Source organism: Thalassotalea sp. Sam97 (assembly GCF_041379765.1).
Taxonomy (GTDB): Bacteria; Pseudomonadota; Gammaproteobacteria; order Enterobacterales; family Alteromonadaceae; genus Thalassotalea_A; species Thalassotalea_A maritima.
Genome location: NZ_CP166919.1, coordinates 315,595 through 336,224 on the forward strand (window position 1 = coordinate 315,595; position 20,630 = coordinate 336,224).

18 protein-coding genes are annotated in these 20,630 nt (G+C 43.6%); 12 read left to right on the forward strand and 6 right to left on the reverse strand.

Annotated features, from left to right (window positions below; genetic code table 11):
• Window positions 1-26 precede the first annotated feature (26 nt).
• From ACAX20_RS01335 to ACAX20_RS01350, 4 genes are all read left to right on the forward strand, one after another.
• Entirely contained in the window at window positions 27-470 is a 444-nt protein-coding gene (locus tag ACAX20_RS01335) for a YaiI/YqxD family protein (protein ID WP_371187916.1), read from the forward strand.
• Between the two features lie 30 nt (window positions 471-500).
• On the forward strand, window positions 501-1,568 hold the full coding sequence (locus tag ACAX20_RS01340; protein ID WP_371187918.1) for a Kelch repeat-containing protein: 1,068 nt from the start codon (window positions 501-503) through the stop codon (window positions 1,566-1,568).
• Window positions 1,569-2,472: 904 nt separating this feature from the next.
• Window positions 2,473-4,422 carry an alpha/beta hydrolase domain-containing protein gene (locus tag ACAX20_RS01345; RefSeq protein WP_371187920.1) on the forward strand — a complete coding sequence of 650 codons (1,950 nt, stop codon included), beginning with the start codon at window positions 2,473-2,475 and terminating at the stop codon, window positions 4,420-4,422.
• Between the two features lie 96 nt (window positions 4,423-4,518).
• Window positions 4,519-5,121, forward strand: coding sequence for a hypothetical protein (locus ACAX20_RS01350; RefSeq protein ID WP_371189545.1), 603 nt, complete (start codon window positions 4,519-4,521; stop codon window positions 5,119-5,121).
• A 58-nt stretch (window positions 5,122-5,179) separates the two neighbouring features.
• On the opposite strand, the gene ACAX20_RS01355 is transcribed toward ACAX20_RS01350, so the two are convergent.
• The 6 genes from ACAX20_RS01355 to cyaY all read right to left on the reverse strand — a co-directional run bounded on the left by ACAX20_RS01355 (window position 5,180) and on the right by cyaY (window position 10,982).
• Window positions 5,180-6,334, reverse strand: coding sequence for an MltA domain-containing protein (locus ACAX20_RS01355; RefSeq protein ID WP_371187922.1), 1,155 nt, complete (start codon window positions 6,332-6,334; stop codon window positions 5,180-5,182).
• 67 nt (window positions 6,335-6,401) lie between these two features.
• Entirely contained in the window at window positions 6,402-7,583 is a 1,182-nt protein-coding gene (locus ACAX20_RS01360) for a heme biosynthesis HemY N-terminal domain-containing protein (protein WP_371187924.1), read from the reverse strand.
• Entirely contained in the window at window positions 7,583-8,968 is a 1,386-nt protein-coding gene (locus ACAX20_RS01365; protein WP_371187926.1) for a uroporphyrinogen-III C-methyltransferase, read from the reverse strand. Before ACAX20_RS01365 ends, ACAX20_RS01360 begins: the two co-directional genes overlap by 1 nt.
• A 5-nt stretch (window positions 8,969-8,973) precedes the next feature.
• Window positions 8,974-9,726, reverse strand: a complete 753-nt coding sequence (locus ACAX20_RS01370) for a uroporphyrinogen-III synthase (RefSeq protein ID WP_371187928.1) — start codon at window positions 9,724-9,726, stop codon at window positions 8,974-8,976.
• A complete protein-coding gene (gene hemC / locus ACAX20_RS01375) occupies window positions 9,710-10,645 on the reverse strand; it encodes a hydroxymethylbilane synthase (RefSeq protein WP_371187930.1) in 936 nt (311 codons plus the stop codon). Before hemC ends, ACAX20_RS01370 begins: the two co-directional genes overlap by 17 nt.
• Before the next feature lie 16 nt (window positions 10,646-10,661).
• Window positions 10,662-10,982, reverse strand: coding sequence for an iron donor protein CyaY (gene cyaY, locus ACAX20_RS01380; protein WP_371187932.1), 321 nt, complete (start codon window positions 10,980-10,982; stop codon window positions 10,662-10,664).
• Between the two features lie 131 nt (window positions 10,983-11,113).
• Here cyaY and lptM point away from each other — a divergent pair, with 131 nt between their 5' ends.
• The 8 genes from lptM to ACAX20_RS01420 all read left to right on the forward strand — a co-directional run bounded on the left by lptM (window position 11,114) and on the right by ACAX20_RS01420 (window position 20,610).
• Window positions 11,114-11,254 carry an LPS translocon maturation chaperone LptM gene (gene lptM, locus ACAX20_RS01385; protein ID WP_371187934.1) on the forward strand — a complete coding sequence of 47 codons (141 nt, stop codon included), beginning with the start codon at window positions 11,114-11,116 and terminating at the stop codon, window positions 11,252-11,254.
• Window positions 11,255-11,301: 47 nt separating this feature from the next.
• Window positions 11,302-12,549: a diaminopimelate decarboxylase gene (gene lysA / locus ACAX20_RS01390; RefSeq protein WP_371187936.1), complete on the forward strand. Its 1,248-nt coding sequence runs from the start codon at window positions 11,302-11,304 to the stop codon at window positions 12,547-12,549.
• A gap of 40 nt (window positions 12,550-12,589) precedes the next feature.
• A complete protein-coding gene (dapF, locus tag ACAX20_RS01395) occupies window positions 12,590-13,420 on the forward strand; it encodes a diaminopimelate epimerase (RefSeq protein WP_371187938.1) in 831 nt (276 codons plus the stop codon).
• Between the two features lie 12 nt (window positions 13,421-13,432).
• Window positions 13,433-14,134 (forward strand): DUF484 family protein, encoded by a 702-nt coding sequence (locus tag ACAX20_RS01400; protein WP_371187940.1) that lies wholly within the window; start codon window positions 13,433-13,435, stop codon window positions 14,132-14,134.
• Between the two features lie 65 nt (window positions 14,135-14,199).
• Entirely contained in the window at window positions 14,200-14,922 is a 723-nt protein-coding gene (locus ACAX20_RS01405) for an HAD-IA family hydrolase (RefSeq protein WP_371187942.1), read from the forward strand.
• A 319-nt stretch (window positions 14,923-15,241) separates the two neighbouring features.
• Window positions 15,242-16,765, forward strand: a complete 1,524-nt coding sequence (locus ACAX20_RS01410) for a S10 family peptidase (protein WP_371187944.1) — start codon at window positions 15,242-15,244, stop codon at window positions 16,763-16,765.
• A 178-nt stretch (window positions 16,766-16,943) separates the two neighbouring features.
• On the forward strand, window positions 16,944-19,112 hold the full coding sequence (gene uvrD / locus ACAX20_RS01415; protein WP_371187946.1) for a DNA helicase II: 2,169 nt from the start codon (window positions 16,944-16,946) through the stop codon (window positions 19,110-19,112).
• A 229-nt stretch (window positions 19,113-19,341) separates the two neighbouring features.
• Entirely contained in the window at window positions 19,342-20,610 is a 1,269-nt protein-coding gene (locus ACAX20_RS01420; RefSeq protein ID WP_371187948.1) for an alanine racemase, read from the forward strand.
• Window positions 20,611-20,630: the final 20 nt, after the last annotated feature.

The following is a 20,630-nucleotide window of genomic DNA, read 5'->3' on the forward strand; positions in this document are numbered from 1 at the left end:
TCTTTTTTTAGAACAAGGACTTCTTTATGCATATATGGGTTGATGCTGATGCTTGCCCTGCAACCATTCGAGAGATTTTATGCCGTCTTGCCGACCGTAAATCATTGTCTTTAACCTTTGTTGCCAATCAGTTTATTCCGACACCACCATCTAAATTTATCAAAAGCATTCGTGTTGCCAGTGGTTTCGATGTTGCTGATAATACGATTGTTGAATTATGCTCGGTTGGCGACTTGGTGATTACTTGCGATATACCGTTAGCTGATGAAGTGATTAGTAAAGGTGGTTTAGCATTAAGCTGGCGTGGCGAGTTATTTGATCGTAATAACATTAAAGCCCGGCTAAATATGCGAGATTTCTACGACACCTTGCGTAGCTCGGGTATTCAAAGTAAAGGCCCTGCGCCTTTATCTGCGGCAGATAAGCAAGCATTTGCCAATCATCTTGATCGCCTAACGGCAAAATATTAATAACCTATTTATAAGAATTAAGAGGCAACTATGAAACGCTTTTGTTTGCTTGTAACTGTAGTAATCATCACTCACATTACGGTAATAGAATACGTTTTGGCTAATGCGTTACCAGAACTCCCTGAGCCGGTAACTAACAATGCGGTTGCAAAAGTGAGCACTCAACAGGGCGATTATATTGTCAGCTTTATGGGGCTGGGCGTGGGCAAAACTTATCAAGATGTACATAACAAGGTGTGGTCACTAAAGCTAGGTGACAATGAGTGGCAAGCCAAAACACCCGTGCCATCAAGTTTACCATTAAAGGGACGCTTAGCATCTATTGCAGCACCGGTTGGTGATTACATTTACTTATTTGGCGGTTACACAGTTGGAGCAGATCATAGCGAAATTTCATCACCCGATAGTTTTCGTTACGACGTAATCAATGATCAGTATCAGCCTATTGCGACAATGCCGGTTGCCGTTGATGATAGCGTCGCATTGGTATACCAAAATCGATATATTTATCTTATTAGCGGTTGGCATAATGCTGGCAACGTTAATTTAGTACAAATTTATGATACCCAGAGCAACACTTGGCAACAAGGATCTCCTTATTTAGGGGAACCTGTTTTTGGTCATGCGGCCGCTATTAGCGATAACGTCATCGTGGTATGTGATGGCGTAAAAGTGCAAGCAAATTTATTGCAACGTCGTAGCTATGCGATGGTAAATCAATGCTTAAAAGGTGAGATAGAAAGCGGCTCACCAGCGCGTATAGATTGGCAGCAGATTCCTCACCCTACCCAAGTTGGCCGTTATCGCATGGCGGCTAGTGAGTATCGCGGTAAAATGATCTTTGTTGGCGGCTCTACTAATGCTTATAACTACAATGGTATTGGTTACAACGGTGAGCCATCACAGCCCACCTCACAAATATGGTTGTTTGATGCTAAAACCAATACTTGGCAAGTCGCCCGCGATGTGGTGAGTAGCATGGACCATCGTGCTTTATTGCAGTTGGATAATCAGCTAGTGACTATTGGCGGTATGCAAGAAAATCAGCAAGTGAGTCAAAAAGTTTTAGTACATCGTTATCAACATCAAGAAAATTAAAAGCATCATGCAGGTTAGATAAAATATATGGCTTAAATAGATTAGAGCGTGTTGATCTTTTGAGGTTGTTTTTGCAGCAATTTATGATGTTTTTATACAAGGCAGAACGTATGTTGTGTGGTTACTCCACATAAGTAATTGATAACACAGTAGAAAGGCGTCATAAAAGCTGTCCTTTGGATTCGTTTAAATGCATTTTTTTCATTGTTACTTGCTCTGTGCGTAGAATAACTATGCGTATCACAAGTGCCGCGATAAAAATGCATTTAATTCGAACAAAATTTAACCCTGAAAGTTCAACACGCTCTAGTTAGGCGATGGCGCTATTAACCCGATACTTGATCTGGATCACAAAGCCATAAGGTGGAGTTTTGTAAGCTAAGTGCGAATACAATATGCACTGGAGGTGTTATGGACAATCTTAGCTTTTTACTACAAGACCCTATTATTTGGATTTCTGCGACTGGCTTAACAACAGTATTAGCTATTTGTAGCTACTATATTTATTTTTTCGTCAAACACATCAACGAAAGCGAGCAAAGCTAGCTCGCTTTTACTGCCCTGTGTGCCAATATGCTAACGTCGTTTTTGTCGCCGGAGATTACTGTTGCAGACGTTATGTTGCCTCCTTAATTGTTACCTGCTCATAGCCACTTTCTTATACTGCTACTCGTTAACCTTTAATTAAGAGGTATTTGAGTGTGCTGGTGATTTTTGCCAACGATGGCTGTTACTCCCGTTACCCGAAATGTTTTTCATATTTGGGCGACGTTGTCAGCACAAGTTAAGAATAAACTTTAGTTGTGGTGCATTATATTGATGTGCGCTTTACCATTGTGAATTGTCTGTTAATTTTATATCTTTAGGTAAGCGCTAACAAAAATAACAACGAAGCATCAAGATTATGATCAACGCAATCGCAATACGGCAACATTGTAAGGCAATAACGTACTTTGCTAAAACGTTGTGCGTGCTTGTTGTTTTTTTACCAACAATGGTTGCTGCAAAAGTCACGTCGCACACGGTTAACAGTAACACCGCAATGACGATAAAAGGTCAAGCTTATGAGGTTATTGCTGGCGAGTTTGAGTTTGCGATAGACCCCAATAATAAAGTTAATCGGGTCATCGTTGATATTTACCAGGCTCCGACAAACAGCGACGGCATGGTTAGCGCCACAGCCACTTATCTGGTTATTCAACCGAAAGATCCGAGTAAGCGCAAAGGCGCACTGCTGGAAGTTTCTAATCGGGGCGCTAAGGCCTCATTACGCTACTTTAATTACGCCACATCCAAAGATGATATCAGTAAAGCTTGGCAACTTGGCGATGGCTTCATTCAAGAGCTTGGCTTGTCGTTGGTGTGGGTTGGTTGGCAAGCGGATGTGAAAGCGAACGCATCGGTATTAAAAGCCGAATTACCCCGTGTAGCTGGCGTTGAGGGGACTGTCCGCAGTGATTGGACTGTTGATAAACTCACGACCCGTCTCGAGTTAGCTCACCGCCCACAACTCGATACTATCTATCCTGTTAATGTGACTAAAAAAGACCAAGCGTTACTGACCAAACGTTTAACTCGTGATGGTTTAAAAACGGTGGTGCAAGCCAAAAATTGGCAATTTAGTGCTGATGGCAAAGCGATTGAGGGGATTTTTCAACCGGCTATTTATGAGTTAAGTTACCCAAGTAAAGATCCGCAGCTAGCAGGTTTGGGCTTAGCCATCGTCCGTGATACTGCGGAGTTTCTTAAAGATGAAGCAAGCCCTTACTGGGTGCCATATACGATAGCATTTGGCATATCGCAAACGGGGCGCTTTTTACGACATTTTTTACATCAAGGGTTTAATGAGACGGAAACAGGTAAGCTCGCTTTTGATGGTATGTTTATTCATAGTGCAGGGGCTGGGCGAGGAAGTTTTAATCATCGTTTTGCTCAGCCATCTCGGGATGCGCATCGCATGTCGGCATTCTTCTATCCAACAGATGTGTTTCCGTTTACCAGTAGGCGGGTACGAGATCCTGTGAGTAAGAAAAAGCAGGGTTTATTGGTGCGACATCACCAAGATTTTTATCCCAAAATATTTTATAGCAACACCGGTTATGAATACTGGGGGCGGGCGGCTGCGTTAATTCATACACACGATATTTACGATGTTGAGCCTTTGCCGAATGAGCGCATTTTTCACTTAGCGTCTACGCAACATTATATTGAGAGTAGCGACAAGCTGGTTGCAATCGCCGAGCACGCAGGATTATATCAAGGTAACCCAATTGATTTTCGAGTCCATTTAAGAGCACTAATGGCGGCACTTACCAATTGGGTTGTAGAGGGGCAAAGCCCTCCCAATAGTCGTTACCCAACCTTTGCTCAGCAAACGTTAATCAACTTTGGTCATTTTGAAATGCCCAACTGGATGAATATTGCCACGCCTTTTAAACCGCATACAGCTTATGCGTTGAACTATGGTAAGCGTTGGGCCGATGGTATTATTGATAATCAACCACCGAAAATTCACAGCGAGATTATCCCAGCAGTCCCTAATACCGATAGCAATGGTCATGAACTCGGTGGCATTCGTCATCCGCTGATTGAGGCTCCAATCGCCAGTTTTATACCATGGAGTTTGCGTTACGGTTTGTTCGCGAGCAATGAACTTAAAGATTTTCGAGGCTCGATGCTAAAGTGGCCTCGCAAGCGTATATTGCAGCGTTATGGTAGCGAACGAGACTACTTATCTCACATTAACAAAATGATCGACGCGAGCGTGCAAGAGGGCTGGATATTAGCCCGAGATCGCGCTCGGGTTCGCCAGCAAGCTCGTTGGTTGTGGGAGTGGAGTATGTCAGCCAATTAAGTACTTATACCGTTTGCTTGTTTGTCGGCTTACCTCACCGTACTATAGTAGCATTCAGTTAATAACAAGATAGTAGCCTTTTATATGAAAAATTTAATGACAAGAGCATTGCTTGCAGGGTTAGCCAGTTTCACTAGTACAACGGCAATCGCAGCAAGTCTTGAAGGTAGCAACGCGACAGTTTCGATTAGCAGTCAAGATGCATTTTTTCAACAGATTAAACGATACTGTGGTAAAGCTTTTTCGGGTAAAGTGACGGTTGATACGCCAAAAAGTGACGGTTTTGAAGGGAAGCTAGTGATGCATGTGCGACAATGTAGCGATACGCAACTGCATATCCCGTTTCATGTTGGTGAGAATGCGTCACGTACGTGGATTATTAGCAAAACGGGCTCAGGACTATCGTTAAAGCACGATCATCGTCATAAAGACGGGAGTTCAGATGTTTCAACCATGTATGGTGGTCATACCGTTGATGCTGGCTGGCCACAAGTACAATCATTTCCTGCTGATCAATACTCAAAAGAGCTATTTGTGACATTGGGCATACCACAGTCGAATGATAACACTTGGCAAATGTTTATTTACCCCGAAACATTTACCTATCGGATGATACGTGATGGTCGTGAATTTCGAGTCGACTTTGATTTAACAAAAGAAATCACACCACCCTCTGCGCCTTGGGGTTACACAGATTAATCAGCATCAAACAGTAAGCGATAAATCGATAAGCTCCTAATAACTTATCGGTTTATCGTTACTGATCGCTTACCGCTGTCGCATGGCTGCTACCTGAGCTTTGCTTTTTTAGCATGATCCAAGCGCTCGCGTAACTTGGCAAATGCTTGTTAGCTTCATAATAATCTTTCCAGCCGAAGTAACTGTCAACCAGCAGATCTAACTGAAATAAGTTGTCGTCAAAAGCTCCTCCGGTATCCGCTAGAATCGCCATTTGGCTGGTTGATTGCTGTTGGTAAGGGTAGTTAATCATGATCAACTTGCCTAAGCCCAGTTGTTTCACATTACCGGCAAAGGTCGCATGAGCTCTAACTGGCGTTTTCGCTTCAATTTTATAACCATGGCCCATAACTGATGGCACTTCGGCAAAATACCAATAACGATCTTGGCCATATTTCCCTTTAGCATAGTCATAAGCGATACCGTTATTTCGATGGACATTGAAATAACGGACCTTACCATCAACTTCTAGCACTCCAGTACCTTGTAGCAAGACATCATGCAAGCTTTCCTCGCTAAGCCATACCAGTGGTTTCGCCAAGTTTTTGCGTTCTAATACGCCGTCGATTATTTGTTTTCGAGTGTATTTAAAACGGGTTAAACGGTGCTTATGTTGCTCAGCTTGTTGTTTGCTCATGCCTTGCTCGTCATAGGGCAAGGCATATAGCGCTTGATTGAAATGTTCCGTTTTATGATTACTTGCGGTCAGTCGCTTACTGTAATATTTGGTGATAAACAGCTTATCGTCAGGGATATCGTTTAGTAAGCGGGTTTTAACTTCATTATCACTGCGCAAGGCTATTTCTGTGGCACGCTGCTTATCGGGATACCAACGGTAGAAATCAAAGTGTTGCTTTAAAAACTCACTATCATGTAAACGGCTTTGGCGGTTTGCCCGCACATCTTGTCGATAGACTTGGCAGATAAACGTCAAGGTGTCTTTAACTCTTGCAAGCTCAAACTGTTGGCCAAACAAACTACCGCCGTGTACCGCCTCCTTGTCCATAGTGATAGCTTTTGGGTTGTTCAAGTAATCATGTGCATTACTCGCCACGGCACACAAATCACTACTTTTTTGCAGCAGCATTTGACCAATATTGGGCATTGGCTCTAAAACCAGTTTCCCTTGTAGCTTGTTAAAGGTTTTGCTGGTTGCTGTGGTTGTTAAAGGCATAAGCGTGGCCAATAACAGCACAAAACGCGGGATTATAATAAAGCGCATAAATCTTAATTGTTGTTTGTTAATGTTCGCTTAAAAGCTCTTGATAAACTCGATTAGCTTGTTGATGCTCTTCCATCACCGTGAGTAATTTAGCGTATGTTTGTAAGTCATTTTTGTCTTGCTTAATTTTCAATAGACTGACAAAAGCCTTGTGCGCTTTCGAGTACTGTTTATCAGCAAAACACAAATGCGCTAAGGCGCTTAACCACATAGTATTATGCTCATCTTTTTGTAATAACGCTTGAATGCTGTCAATAATATGTTGTGCATGGGTCAGTGGCAGTTTTTGCATGGCTTTAATAAAGCTTGGTGACGACTTTTTGTTGATAAGCGGCAGTAACAGGCCTTCTAAATCATTGTGCATACCGTTACTTGCCAAGCAGTCAGCGTAGGCGAGAATTAAACCTTCGCTGTGTTTTTCTTTACGTGACAAGCCTTTAAAGTGTTTGTTGACAGCATCGACGCTTTGCGTCACCGCTAATTGCTTATAGAACCCTGAGTAAACGCGATACTCTAAATCGTAGAGCGCTTCGTTGCTAAAGTTTTTTTGCTTACGTAAGCTTTTTAATTGTTCCATACATTGTGGGTATTGCTGTTGGGCAAGATGAACTTCAACATTCAGAGCCATGAGTCGTGCATCGTGACTGATCAGTTTGTGATTTCCATCCAGTAATGCCCTCGCTTTGTCAATGTGTCCAGTTTTTAATTGCAATTGAGCAGCGAACAGCAAGGTTTCAAAGCTAAAGCCGTGTTGGGCTGCTGGGTGCTCGTTGACCAGTTGTAGATAGTTTTGGAGTTTGCCACGATCGTCGAGCTCCAGCGCTGATTGTGCGGCCATCAACCATGCAGAATTCGCCATGTCACTGCCTTCAGCACCATCAGCAAGTAACTGTTCGGCACGCTGATAATCGCCTAACAAGTATGCTGAAACCCCTTGTTGGTATAGTTTTTTGGCTTTGCGGGAGCTAGTGAAAGCCATTTTTCGCCATGTTTTCGAGCTAAACTTTAAAGCTAAGCGAATAGGCCACAGCACCAACATGCCGATAAAAATCATAGCCGATAAAAACAGTAGGGCACCCGCAACGGTCATTTCCCAAGCCATATCATCAATGGAAATGACAATATAACCTTTTTGACCAAGCAGCACGGGTGCTAAGGGAATGACGATTAAAATAGCCAGCAGTAACAACAGCTTTTTCATTAGATGTTACCCTCGCTGATCTGTTCTGGCTTAGGCTCAGAGATAACGTCAGGCTCGGACTCCGCTGGTGGGACTGGCTGAGTAATATTTTGCTCAATAAGTTGTTTAAGAGCCTGTTGCGATGCTAATTCATTTGGATACTGCACAGTAATTGGCGTGTTTTTCAGCTCTACCAAGCGGGCATTAAATGTCTGTGTCTGGTGCTGGGTACGATCAAAGTATTGGCCAACCCAACTACTAATGTCGGAGATTGTTTGTTGATAGGTTTGCGTATCACCTCGACTTGCCGCCCATATAGCCAGTTGGAATTTTAGATCGATGTTTTGATAAAGATTTTTCTCAAGATCGGCCGACATAAGTGGCTCAACTTGCCCCTTTAAACGGCGGGGAATAATAAATTCTTCTTTAAAACGCTGCCATGTTTTTGCAAGGTTTTCGCGCCAGTCGTTCACATCGTTAGACAATGCGGTACTGTCGACAAGTTGGGCTACCTCCGGTTTTAACACCTCAGGACGGGGTAAATCGCTAACTTGCTTGCTTAGCGCCATTAAGGTCAATATGGTTTGATCGAGTTCTAATACCGGTAACGCTCTAAGCGCTTCAATATCTTCATGAATAAGCTCTCGAACGCGATAAAATCGTGCATCTTTTAAATCTTTCAGACGAGCGTCGGCATCTTGCATCAAATTAATGGCTGTTTTGGTATCTTTGTCTAGCCACAAGGTACGTCCCGCCATACGCATAAGGTATTCGGCTTCTGTTACTTGCCAGTTTTCTGGCTGACGCTCCAATAATTGTTGGATTTGTGCTTCAAGGGTGGCAATTCGCTGCTGGGTTTGCTCTTCGATTACACTCAACGATTGCTGTAATTGCTGTTGTTGCGAGCTGTTTTGGCTGCGTATTTGCTGTTGCATATATTTTTCTAATTCAGCCACTTGCGCCTGAGTTTTGGTTAATAATGCGTTGCTTTGTTGCTGATCTTGTTGTTGTTGCCACCAATAGCTAGCAACAACACCTGCGCCCGCGAAAACGGCCACTAGCAGGGCGATAACTGCTGTTTTTGAGCGTTTACGTGTTGTATGGGTGACGGTGTTTGATGGTTTGATGCTTTTGGTTTGTGCTTTGTTTGTTGGCTTGGTGATTTTTGCCGTCGAGGCTTTATCTGTGTTGCTGGCACTCGAAGCGGGCTTATCGCTTGATTTGTTGTCTTGATTGGCTTCTACATGGCGTTTAGCATCTGCCGCTATTGTCGCAGCGTCGCTTGAACTCAATGATGGTGGCTGAGTTGTCTTTGCAGTTGATGGTTTATTTGAGCTGTTGGACGAATCTTGCTTTGCTGATTCGGTTTTATCGTTTTTGCTCTGATTTTGCTTATCTTCAGTCATGCTTGTTAGGTCACTATATCTTGAATAGCTTTGCTGATATTTTTATGATTGGCTCCAAAGCTATTTATTACCTTATCCAATCCATAGTCTAATGCGCGTTCCTTGATGCGATCACTGACCACTATCCAATGGCATTGTTTGGCAAATTGTTTATCATCAATAAGTTGCCAACATCGCTCGAGTAACTGCATTGATGTTACCACAATACAATTAATTTGTTGTTGGCGCCATTGTTCTATTGTTTGGCTTTTACTCAAAGGGACTAATTGGCGTTGATATACTTCATTATAGGCGACTTTAGCGCCCCGCTCTTGCAGTTTGGTGCGAATATGCTCTCGGCCACCATTACCACGAATGATTAATACCCGCTTGCCGGCGACATTTTGTAAACATGGTTCAGTCAGTAATCCTTCACTGGTTTCTATGTTAGGGGCGATCACCCGAGTGATACCCTGCTGCTCTAAGGCTTGTTTTGTGCTCGTCCCTAAAGCGAGAACTTGGCATTGCTGCAGTTGTTTGCTGGTAATGACCTTAAAGGCGTTGCTGACGGCATTGGGACTGATAAAAATAACCACATCAGGTTGCCATTGCGATAATTGCCCTGATAATAGGTGTTGTTGGTGGCCATTTTCAATGGCCAATAATGGGCAGATGGTGGTGGAATGGACAAAGGGAGCGAGCCAGGATGCAAGCTCCCTAGATTTTTCTTCAGCTCGAGTGAGCAAGACATTTAATGGCGCTTTAGAGGATGTCGCCATAAACTTCTGTTAGAATTTTATCAGCGCCACTGCTTAATAGGCGCTCAGCAAGTTGTTGGCCAAGGGCTTCGCCTTCGCTGATCTTGCCATGTACTTCATCTTGAAGAATATCACTGCCATCGATAGCACCTACTAAACCACGCAAGTGCAAGTTATCGCCTTCAACAGTGGCATAGCTGCCGATAGGTACTTGGCAACCGCCTTGTAACGCACGATTCATCGCGCGTTCGGCTAACACTCGGTGACGTGTTTCGCTGTGCTCAAGCGGTGCAAGTAGTGCTTTAACACGCTCGTCATCGCTACGACATTCAATACCTACCGCACCTTGACCGTTCGCTGGTAAAATCATTTCTGGGGCGATGAATTCTTTAATGCGCTCTGGCATTTCTAGACGAATTAAGCCCGCAGCGGCAAGAATAATTGCGTCGTATTGGCCATCATCAAGCTTGGCTAATCGGGTGTTCACGTTACCGCGCAGATCGCGAATATCTAAATCTGGGCGCATGGCTTTAAGTTGACATTGGCGGCGTAAGCTTGAGGTACCAACGATCGCCCCTTGAGGTAAATCGGCTAAGCTAGCGATAGTGTTAGATACAAAAGCATCGCGTGGGTCTTCACGCTCGCAAATCACTTGTAAACCTAAGCCTTCTGGAAAATCTACCGGCACGTCTTTCATTGAGTGAACTGCAATATCGGCACGGCCTTCAAGCATCGCTACTTCAAGCTCTTTAACGAATAACCCCTTACCGCCGACTTTCGCAAGAGGTGAGTCAAGAATGATATCACCCTTAGTAACCATTGGTACTAACTCAACGTGCAAGTCAGGATGAAAGTGTTCAAGCCGCGCTTTTACGTATTCAGCTTGCCATAAAGCGAGAGCACTTTTACGTGTTGCGATTTTTAGTGTTTGTTGCGTCATGGTCGATATCTTTGTGTTATTGCTCGGTTAGGGTTAGGTCTGTTTCGGCCTGAATGCTGGTAGCTTTTGATAAAAATTGCCAAAACTCACCACCACCGCGTTTATCAATCCATTGATCATCGGTAAAAACAAAGTGATGACCGTTGAATTTCGTCGCTACCCAAATCTCATGTAACGGTGCCTGCTTGTTGATAATGATCTTACTACCATTGGTAAAAATAAGCTCTAGCAAGCCACCTGCCGTTTCATAATCGATTTCAACATCACATTCTTCAATGGCGTCTTCTACGGCTAGGAGCAATTCATCGGCGAGTAAATTGTATTGGCTGTCATTCATGCTAAAACCTTTTTCATTCTTTGTTCTGACAAAATGTTTTAAGTTGCGTTGTTCGCTGCGCTATTTTAACTTGGTATTTGTGCGCTTAAGTGCGATTATAATGCTATTACCTAATCAATGCGATCAATAATATGCTGAATAATAAATTGTTAGCGATTCTAGGAGTTATCTTGCTAATAAGCCTGTCTGGCTGTGGTCAAAAAGGCCCATTATATGAAGTGCCAGAGGTACCGAGTAACGAGCCAGTAACTGTGGATAATGAACAACAATAACGTGCTGAATATACGTATCGAACATTATAAAGTCAGGATATAAGAGAATGGACTTTTTTACCCGTAACCAGGATCTGCTGTTTGCTGAACAATGTAGCGTCGAAGAATTAGCAAAAACCTATGGCACTCCGCTGTATGTTTATTCTCGCGCCACGATTGAGCGTCATTGGCACGCGTTTGATCAGGCTGCAAAAGGTACCGATCATCTGATTTGTTATGCGGTAAAAGCCAGTTCTAATTTAGCTATTTTAAATATTCTTGCTCGCTTGGGCAGTGGCTTTGATATCGTTTCAAAGGGTGAGCTGGCTCGAGTTATTGAAGCGGGCGGCGACCCGAGCAAAGTGGTGTTTAGTGGTGTGGGTAAGACATCGGATGAAATCGCTTATGCATTAGAGCAAGGGATTCATTGCTTTAATGTTGAATCGGTTGCTGAGCTCAGTCGTATCAACGCGGTAGCTGGTAAGCTAGGTAAAAAGGCGCCAATATCACTGCGTGTGAATCCTGACGTCGACGCAGGTACCCACCCCTACATATCGACAGGTTTAAAAGACAATAAATTTGGTATTGCGATCGAACAGGCGCCTGCGGTTTATCAGCAAGCCGCCGCAATGGAACATTTGCAAATCAGAGGCGTTGATTGTCATATTGGTTCGCAGCTTACCGAGTTGCAACCGTTTTTAGATGCGCTAGAGCGTGTCTTGTTATTGGTTGATAAACTGGCTTCTTTAGGGATTAAATTAATGCACCTTGATGTTGGTGGTGGCCTTGGTGTGCCGTATCAAGGGGAAAGGCCTCCACATCCGCAAGAATATGCCAAAGCCATTGCTGATAAAATGCAAGGCTATGATTTACAGCTTATTTATGAGCCGGGGCGGGCGATTATGGCCAATGCTGGTATTTTGGTCACCGAAGTTGAGTTTCTAAAAACCAATGAAGACAAGCGTTTTGCTATTGTCGATGCGGCAATGAATGACTTAATTCGGCCGTCTTTATACCAAGCATGGCAAGATATTGTTCCTGTACGTATTAATGATACAGTACCGCTTCACGATTACGATGTCGTGGGGCCAGTGTGTGAAACCGGCGATTTTCTCGGTAAAAACCGTCAACTGGCTATCGCCGAGGGCGATCTGCTTGCGGTTCGAAGCGCGGGCGCTTATGGCTTTACCATGAGCTCTAATTATAACTCTCGACCTCGTGCTGCTGAAGTTATGGTCGATGGTGAGAACAGTTACTTAATTCGTCAACGAGAACCGTTGCAATCGTTATGGATGGGCGAACATTTATTGCCGTAATGCCAGCATTAGATGATCGTTATATGAGGTAGGACAGACAATGTTGATGAACTTTTCGAAAATGCATGGCTTAGGCAATGACTTTTTGGTGTTAGATAACGTCACGCAAAACATTTTCTTATCACCAGAGCAAATACGTCGCCTTGCCGATCGTAATTTTGGTGTGGGATTTGATCAGTTGTTGGTGGTTGAGCCGCCGTATGATCCTGATTTGGATTTTCATTATCGCATTTTTAACGCTGATGGCAGTGAAGTGAATCAATGTGGTAACGGTGCCCGTTGTTTTGCTCGATTTGTGAAAATGAAAGGCTTAATTAATAAAAATAAAATTCGAGTATCAACAGCTTCGGGCAAAATGACGTTACATATTGAGCGCGACGGGCAAGTCACTGTGGCTATGCCTGTTCCCGAATTTGAGCCGGCGAAAATCCCCTTTACCGCACAAAAAGTCGAAGGTACCTATATTCTGCGCACAGATAACGAAACGGTATTTTGTGGTGTCGTATCTATGGGTAACCCGCATTGCGTGATCAATGTCGACTCTGTGCAAGATGCACCGGTTGCCACGTTAGGGGCTGAATTAGCCATACATGAGCGCTTCCCACAAGGTGCGAATATTGGTTTTATGGAAGTTGTTAACCCTAAATATGTAAAGCTACGTGTTTATGAGCGCGGTACTGCAGAAACGCTCGCGTGCGGTAGTGGTGCTTGCGGTGCTGTCGTGGTCGGTATCACCCAGAAAAAGTTGGATAATCAGGTTACGGTAGAATTACCAGGTGGCAAGCTGAAAATCTTTTGGAAAGGTCCAGGGCAACCCGTGAAAATGACTGGTCCAGCCGAGCATGTTTTTGATGGATATTTACATTTATAAATGAGACGAGATTTGGAAAATAATAATAATTTAGCAACGCCCGTGTGTGACGATGAAACACAATTGCTTAACGATGAATTAGTGGTTACTTATTTGCAAGACAACCCCGACTTTTTCCTGCGTAACCCACAGTTAGTATCATCGATTAAATTTGCTGACACCCAGCGCGGGGTTATCTCCTTAGTCGAGCGCCAACAACAAGTACAGCGTCAAAAGATTCATTTGCTGGAAGAAGAAATCACTCAACTATTGTCGGTAGCCAATGTTAATGAGCGCTTATTTGCGATTTATAACGACCTGTATTTGCAATTGATCGCCAGCCAAAATCTGACCGAGTTCTTTGATTGTCTGGCACAAACGACGACACAATTATTGAATCTGTCGGCGGTAAAACTGTATTTAGTTGAGAAGCCATTAGCGATTGAGCACCCGGTGCTCGTCAACGACAATTGCCAAGATCTATTAAGCAAACGCTTAGCCGATAGTGATTACTATTTTGGTCGCATTCAACAGCAAGAAAGGCAACAAGTATTTGCGGATGTGGCTGTAGGCTCTGTGGTAATGATCAAGCTGAGTGAAGCGGATAAAACCCGTGGCTTTATCGCCTTTAGCTCGGTTGATGCGGATCATTTCAATCCAGCAATGGATACTTTGCTGTTAAATCAGTTCCGTACTTTAGTGGCTAAATTACTGGTGCAACAGCTTGCTAAGTAGCCATTGACTTAGCTAGCAACTACATTATCTAATTGTGCACTATCATACAAAGACAGGTTGTTAACGTGCGATTTTATAAAAAATTAGCAAAATTTAAGGCGATTAGCTTCGATTTAGACGATACCTTATATGATAATCATCCGATCATCAGTAATGCCGAGCGAGCTTTACAAAACTTTCTTGAACAACAGGTACCTGAAAGTGCTAACTTGGGACGGCAGTTTTGGTATCAACATCGGCAAGCCTGTTTACGGCAAAATCCGCACTTGTGTCATGATGTGAGCGCTTTACGATTAGCGTATATGCAATCAGGCATGTATGCACTTGGTTATAATCAAACAACAGCCAAACAACTTGCTAATGCCGCATTTGAGCACTTTTTATCGCATCGCAATAATTTGCAGGTTCCCAGTTCAGTCACTCAACTATTAGCGCGACTTGCTGAGTGTTTTCCTTTAGTGGCGATCTCCAATGGTAATGTTGGTATTGCTGAGATAGGAATCAAAGACTATTTCCAAGAGTGCTTTTTTGCTGGTGCTGGTAATTTACAAAAACCAGAAAATGATATGTTTTACAAAGCAGCTGCCAGTTTGCATATAAAACCTAGCGAGATGCTGCATGTCGGCGATTGTACACATGCCGATATTTATGGTGCTTTGTCGGCGGGCTGTCAGACGGTATGGGTGAATAACAACGAGTTTGGTATTCGCAAAAAGCCCTTAAAGGTATTACCTCATGCAGAGTTCGACTGTGTTGAACAGTTAGCTTTGTTGCTCCCATCAAGTTAGCCGCTAATCATTATTAGGCATACTTTGGCGCAGTGTCACGTCGCGGCGCGTTTTTTATAGTTGCTTATGTGAGTGCGCTCTATGTAACTGCATTTACGTAACGGTCTGCGATATGAGTATGTTTTATATGATGTCGCGAAGCATATAATGCACCTTAGTCAAGATCCAATCTATTACACGACAGCTGGGTTATAAACCGCTATCAGTAACTGCAATTTAACACGTCAGTGACGTTGCTCATCGAGAACTAGTTAAATATTTGTCTGACTTGCTATAGAATCGGTAATTATTGAAATGATTACCTTTTTCTGGAAGCACTATGAGAATAACACTACCCGCCATTATAGCCACCTTGGCTTTGGCATCCGCTTCACTGACAAGTACCGCCAAAAGCAGTGATTACAGTCGCGACATTGCGATTGATAGCAATGTTGTGACTGAGCATGAAACCGAGGTTAATGGCGACAGTTTTGCTTACACAGCGACAACGGGCACCCAACCGGTTTGGAATGATGAAGGCGATGCTATCGCTACTTTGCATTACACCTACTATCAGCGTGAAGATGTCAAAGATAGAGCATCACGTCCTTTATTGATTTCTTTTAATGGTGGTCCAGGCTCAGCGTCAGTTTGGATGCATGTTGCTTATACCGGACCACGGGTATTAAACGTTGATGATGAGGGCTATCCATTACAGCCTTACGGTGTTAAAACGAATCCATATTCAGTACTCGATACCGCAGATATTGTCTTTGTAAACCCGGTGAATACCGGTTACTCAAGGGTTCTGCCTGATAGCGACGGCAAAATGCCGAGCAAAGATGCACAACAAAAAATGTTCTTTGGCGTTAATGCCGATGTGAAATACTTGGCAGAGTGGTTAAATACTTTTGTGAGTCGCAATAACCGTTGGCGCTCGCCTAAATATTTGATTGGTGAAAGCTACGGTACAACGCGCGTTTCCGGCTTGGCATTAGAGCTACAAAATCGTCAATGGATGTACTTGAACGGGGTGGTTTTAGTGTCGCCAACCGACATCGGTATCGACCGTAAAGGCCCAGTAAAAGCGGCCAATCGCTTACCCTACTTTGCCGCGACGGCTTGGTACCATAAAGCGCTAGCGAGCGATTATCAACGTATGGATCTGCTCGATTTCTTAGCGGAAGTTGAACAGTTCACTATTAATGAATACCTACCGGCATTAGCTATGGGCGGTTTTATTGAGCCTCAGCGCAAAGCGAAAATAGCTACCAAGGTGGCTAAGTACTCGGGTTTAAGTGAGCAAGCTGTCTTGCGCTCTAATTTAGACGTTGATACCCGTTATTTTTGGAAAGAGTTATTGCGTGAACGTGGACAAACGCTTGGACGTTTAGACTCTCGTTACTTGGGTATTGATAAAAAGGATGTTGGCGATAGCATCGATTATTATCCAGAGTTAACCTCGTGGCTACACTCGTTCACACCAGCCATTAATTACTACTTGCGTGAAGAACTAAACTATAAAACCGATATTAAATACAATATGTTTGGTTCGGTGCACCCATGGGATCGCACTAATAACAATACTGGTGAGAATTTACGCCAAGCGATGGCGCAAAACCCTTACCTTAATGTATTAGTGCAGGCGGGCTATTATGATGGTGCGACCAATTACTTTGATGCCAAATATACCATGTGGCAGCTAGACCCAAGTGCCAAAATGCAACAGCGCTTGAGCTTTAAGGGTTATCGCTCAGGGCATATGATGTATTTGCGCCATGAAGATCTAAAGCAGTCTAACCAAGATCTAAGAGAGTTTATTGAAGCGACCCTGGTCGCCAAAGATAAACCGGCTAAATACTAAGACTGACTTTTTAACCAGCTGAAAGACCGCTTAAGATGGAATCTTAGGCGGTTTTTTTATGCTTAAACGAAGCCTCACTAAGTGAATAATTTTACTGTTATTAAATACAGTGGCTTAATTGCTTGTTATACTAGCTGACAAATTTTTACTATCAACAACAGCAATAAGCACAGTCATTATGGATGTATCTGAATTACTCGACTCGTTAAATGATAAACAGCGTGACGCCGTCGCCGCACCAGCGGATAATTTATTGGTTCTCGCGGGAGCAGGCTCTGGTAAAACGCGGGTGTTAGTACATCGTATTGCGTGGTTAATGCAAGTTGAGCAAGTATCGCCGCACAGTATTTTGGCGGTAACCTTTACCAACAAAGCTGCAGCGGAAATGCGTGGCCGAGTAGAGCAAGCTGTTGGGGGCAATGTACATGGTATGTGGGTTGGCACCTTCCATGGTTTAGCACACCGTTTGTTGCGCTTGCACTTCCAAGAAGCCAATTTGCCACAAAGCTTTCAGGTGCTTGATTCCGATGATCAACTGCGCTTGATTAAGCGGGTGATTCGCTCATTGCAGTTGGATGAAAAAAAATGGCCTGCAAAGCAAGCGATGTGGTACATCAATGGCAAAAAAGATGAAGGCTTAAGGCCACAGCATATTGATGGGCAATTCGATCCGACCGAGCAAACTTTTATCAAAATTTATCAGGTTTATCAGGAAACTTGTGACCGTGCGGGTCTTGTTGATTTTGCTGAATTGTTGTTGCGCGCCCATGAGCTGTGGCTCAATAACCCGCTATTACTTGAGCACTATCAACGTCGTTTTAGCCGTATTCTTGTCGATGAATTCCAAGATACGAATGCGATTCAGTATGCGTGGCTTAGCATGTTGGCGCAAAAGCATGGCAATATGATGATTGTTGGCGATGATGACCAATCGATTTATGGTTGGCGTGGTGCCAAAATTGAAAATATTCAAAAGTTTATTAATGACTTTGATGCTAAAACGATTCGCCTTGAACAAAATTATCGTTCTACGGCGAATATTCTTAATGCGGCCAATGCTTTAATTGGTAATAACAATAATCGTTTAGGTAAAGATCTTTGGACCGATGGTGAGCAGGGCGAAACCATTTCGGTATATACCGCTTTTAATGAGTTAGATGAAGCTCGCTTTGTTGCCGCGCGCATTAAGCAATGGCTTGATGATGGTCATTCTCTTGATGACGTCGCATTACTGTACCGCTCTAATGCGCAATCTCGTTTGCTTGAAGAGGCGTTATTGCAAGCGCAATTACCTTACCGTATCTACGGCGGTCTGCGCTTCTTTGAACGTCAAGAAATTAAAGACGCGCTAGCCTATTTACGAGTAATTAATAATCGCAATGACGACGCCTCATTTGAACGTGTCATCAACACACCGACACGCGGTATTGGCAATCAAACCTTAACCAATATTCGTGATTGTGCTCGTAGCCAAGGCTCGACAATGTGGGCTGCTTGTAAACACATGTTAGCCCAAAATGAGCTGACGGCGCGTGCCGCTAAGTCGTTACAAACCTTTGTTGATTTAATTGATGCGCTTGAAGATGATATCCGAGATTTAAACCTTGATGAACAAGCGAAAAAGGTTATTCACAATACTGGCTTGCATGCGATGTATCAGGCTGAAAAAGGTGAAAAAGCTGCCGCTAGAATTGAAAACTTAAATGAATTAGTTACCGCGTGTTCAACATTTGAACCCAATGATGATGAGCAAGAGATGACGCCTCTAACGGCGTTTTTGACCCATGCAGCATTAGAAGCTGGGGAATCGCAAGCCGATGACTACGAAGCGGCTGTGCAGCTTATGACCTTGCACTCGGCAAAAGGGTTAGAGTTCCCACTGGTGTTTATGGTTGGTATGGAGGAAGGTATGTTCCCGTCTCAGCAATCGAGTGAAGACATTACTCGCTTGGAAGAAGAGCGTCGACTTTGTTATGTCGGTATGACTCGCGCCATGCAAAAACTGTATTTAACCCACGCTGAAACTCGTCGCTTATACGGTCAAGAAAAGTATCATAGACAAAGCCGCTTTTTAAAAGAAATCCCTGATCAGTACTTAGATGAAATTCGCATGCGTAATCAGGTGACTAAGCCGAAAACAACGGGTCGCTTTAGCAATACGATTTCTCTAGATACCTTCGCTGACACCGGTTTTAAGCTTGGCCAGCGGGTTCAACACGCTAAATTTGGTGAAGGTGTTGTATTAAACTTCGAAGGGGCAGGGAAGCAAGCGCGTGTTCAAGTTAATTTTGCCGAGGCTGGTAGTAAGTGGTTGGTTGTCGCTTACGCAAATTTGCAACCGCTGTAAACTATTTTAGATAAGCTGCTACAAAGGAAGGCCTATATGCGATAAAGCATGTAGGCCTTTTTTATGCCTTGATGACGAATTACCAATAAATTGGCGGGTAATTGCGATTTGTATAATCTGAAAAGAAGGTATAGGGTAAATAAACATTATCAATAGAATGCAACTGCTCACGATAGCCTCGTATTATCAGTAAATAGAGAGCTCGTGAAATGCATCGATTGGATACCGGATGAATCTATTTAGCGTTTACCAAAAATGCCTTAAAAATGCAGGGCTCAGCGAGCCTTGCCTGATTGTAGACCAGCAAAAGCTGCAAGCGAATATCCGCAAGCTGAAGCAAAATGTTGGCGAGAAAGCGGTGCGTTTAGTTGTGAAGTCGTTGCCATCGATTCCGCTATTGCAATTTGCTAGTGAGCGTTTAGGCACCAATCGCTTTATGTGTTTTCAAAAGCCCTTTGTACTGTCTATCCTAGAGCACTTTGATGATGCAGACATCATGCTCGGCAAACCATTACCGACAAATGCGGTAGAGAGTATCGTGCAAACGCTTATCGACAACGGCGATGCTAAGCGTTTGGATTGTATCCATTGGCTTGTGGATGATCTTCAGCGTTGTCAGCAATTATTGATGGTGGCAAGAAAACACAATATTCGTTTACGGGTCGCGATTGAACTGGATATTGGTATGCATCGCGGTGGTGTTGATAAGCCAGAGCAACTGACCGAACTCGTCAACTGTATAAACGCTAATCGCAAGCAATTACAATTGTCTGGCTTAAGTGGCTACGATGCCCATGTTGGCAAAGCATTTTGGCCGTTTATCGATGCACAACAGGAATTCGCTAAAGCGAATAATCGCTACCAACAATTTATCGATGCATTGGCCGATGATGCCGATAAGTTAATCTTTAACGGTGGTGGCTCACTTACCCATACGTTGCATAAAAACTCATGTTGCAACGAAATCAGCGTAGGTTCGGTTTTATTAAAACCTGCCGACTTTAATACACAACTATTACAAGATTATGAAAATGCATGTTTTATTGCAACGCCTGTGATTAAACGTTTGCCTGGGGTAACCGTGCCGTTTCTGCCAGACAAGTTTAATAAACTGCTTTATCAAGACTTCGACAGTATTTTTCTCTATGGCGGCCGTTGGTTAGCTCAGCCTATGTACCCAGATCTAAGAGCTTCTCGGTTATATGGTTTAAGTGCCAGTCAGCAACTGATGTTGGTCGCAAAATCAGACAAGCTTGCGGTTGATGACATGGTGTTCTTTTTACCTACGCGTACTGAGTCAATTCTATTGCAGTTTGGCTGTATGGTGGTGCTCGCTGAAGACAAGCAAATGCGGGTCAGTGGTTGTTGGCCGGTGTTGCATCAAGGTGGTAAGGTCGATACAGAGCGGCGTACCCAAAGACAACGCAGTCGGCAGAAAAACGAGGTAGACGAGGAGCTGCGGGCTCGCGATGTTGTCATTGAGCAGACTAGGCGTTAGCGCTTAGGTTACCAGCCTGC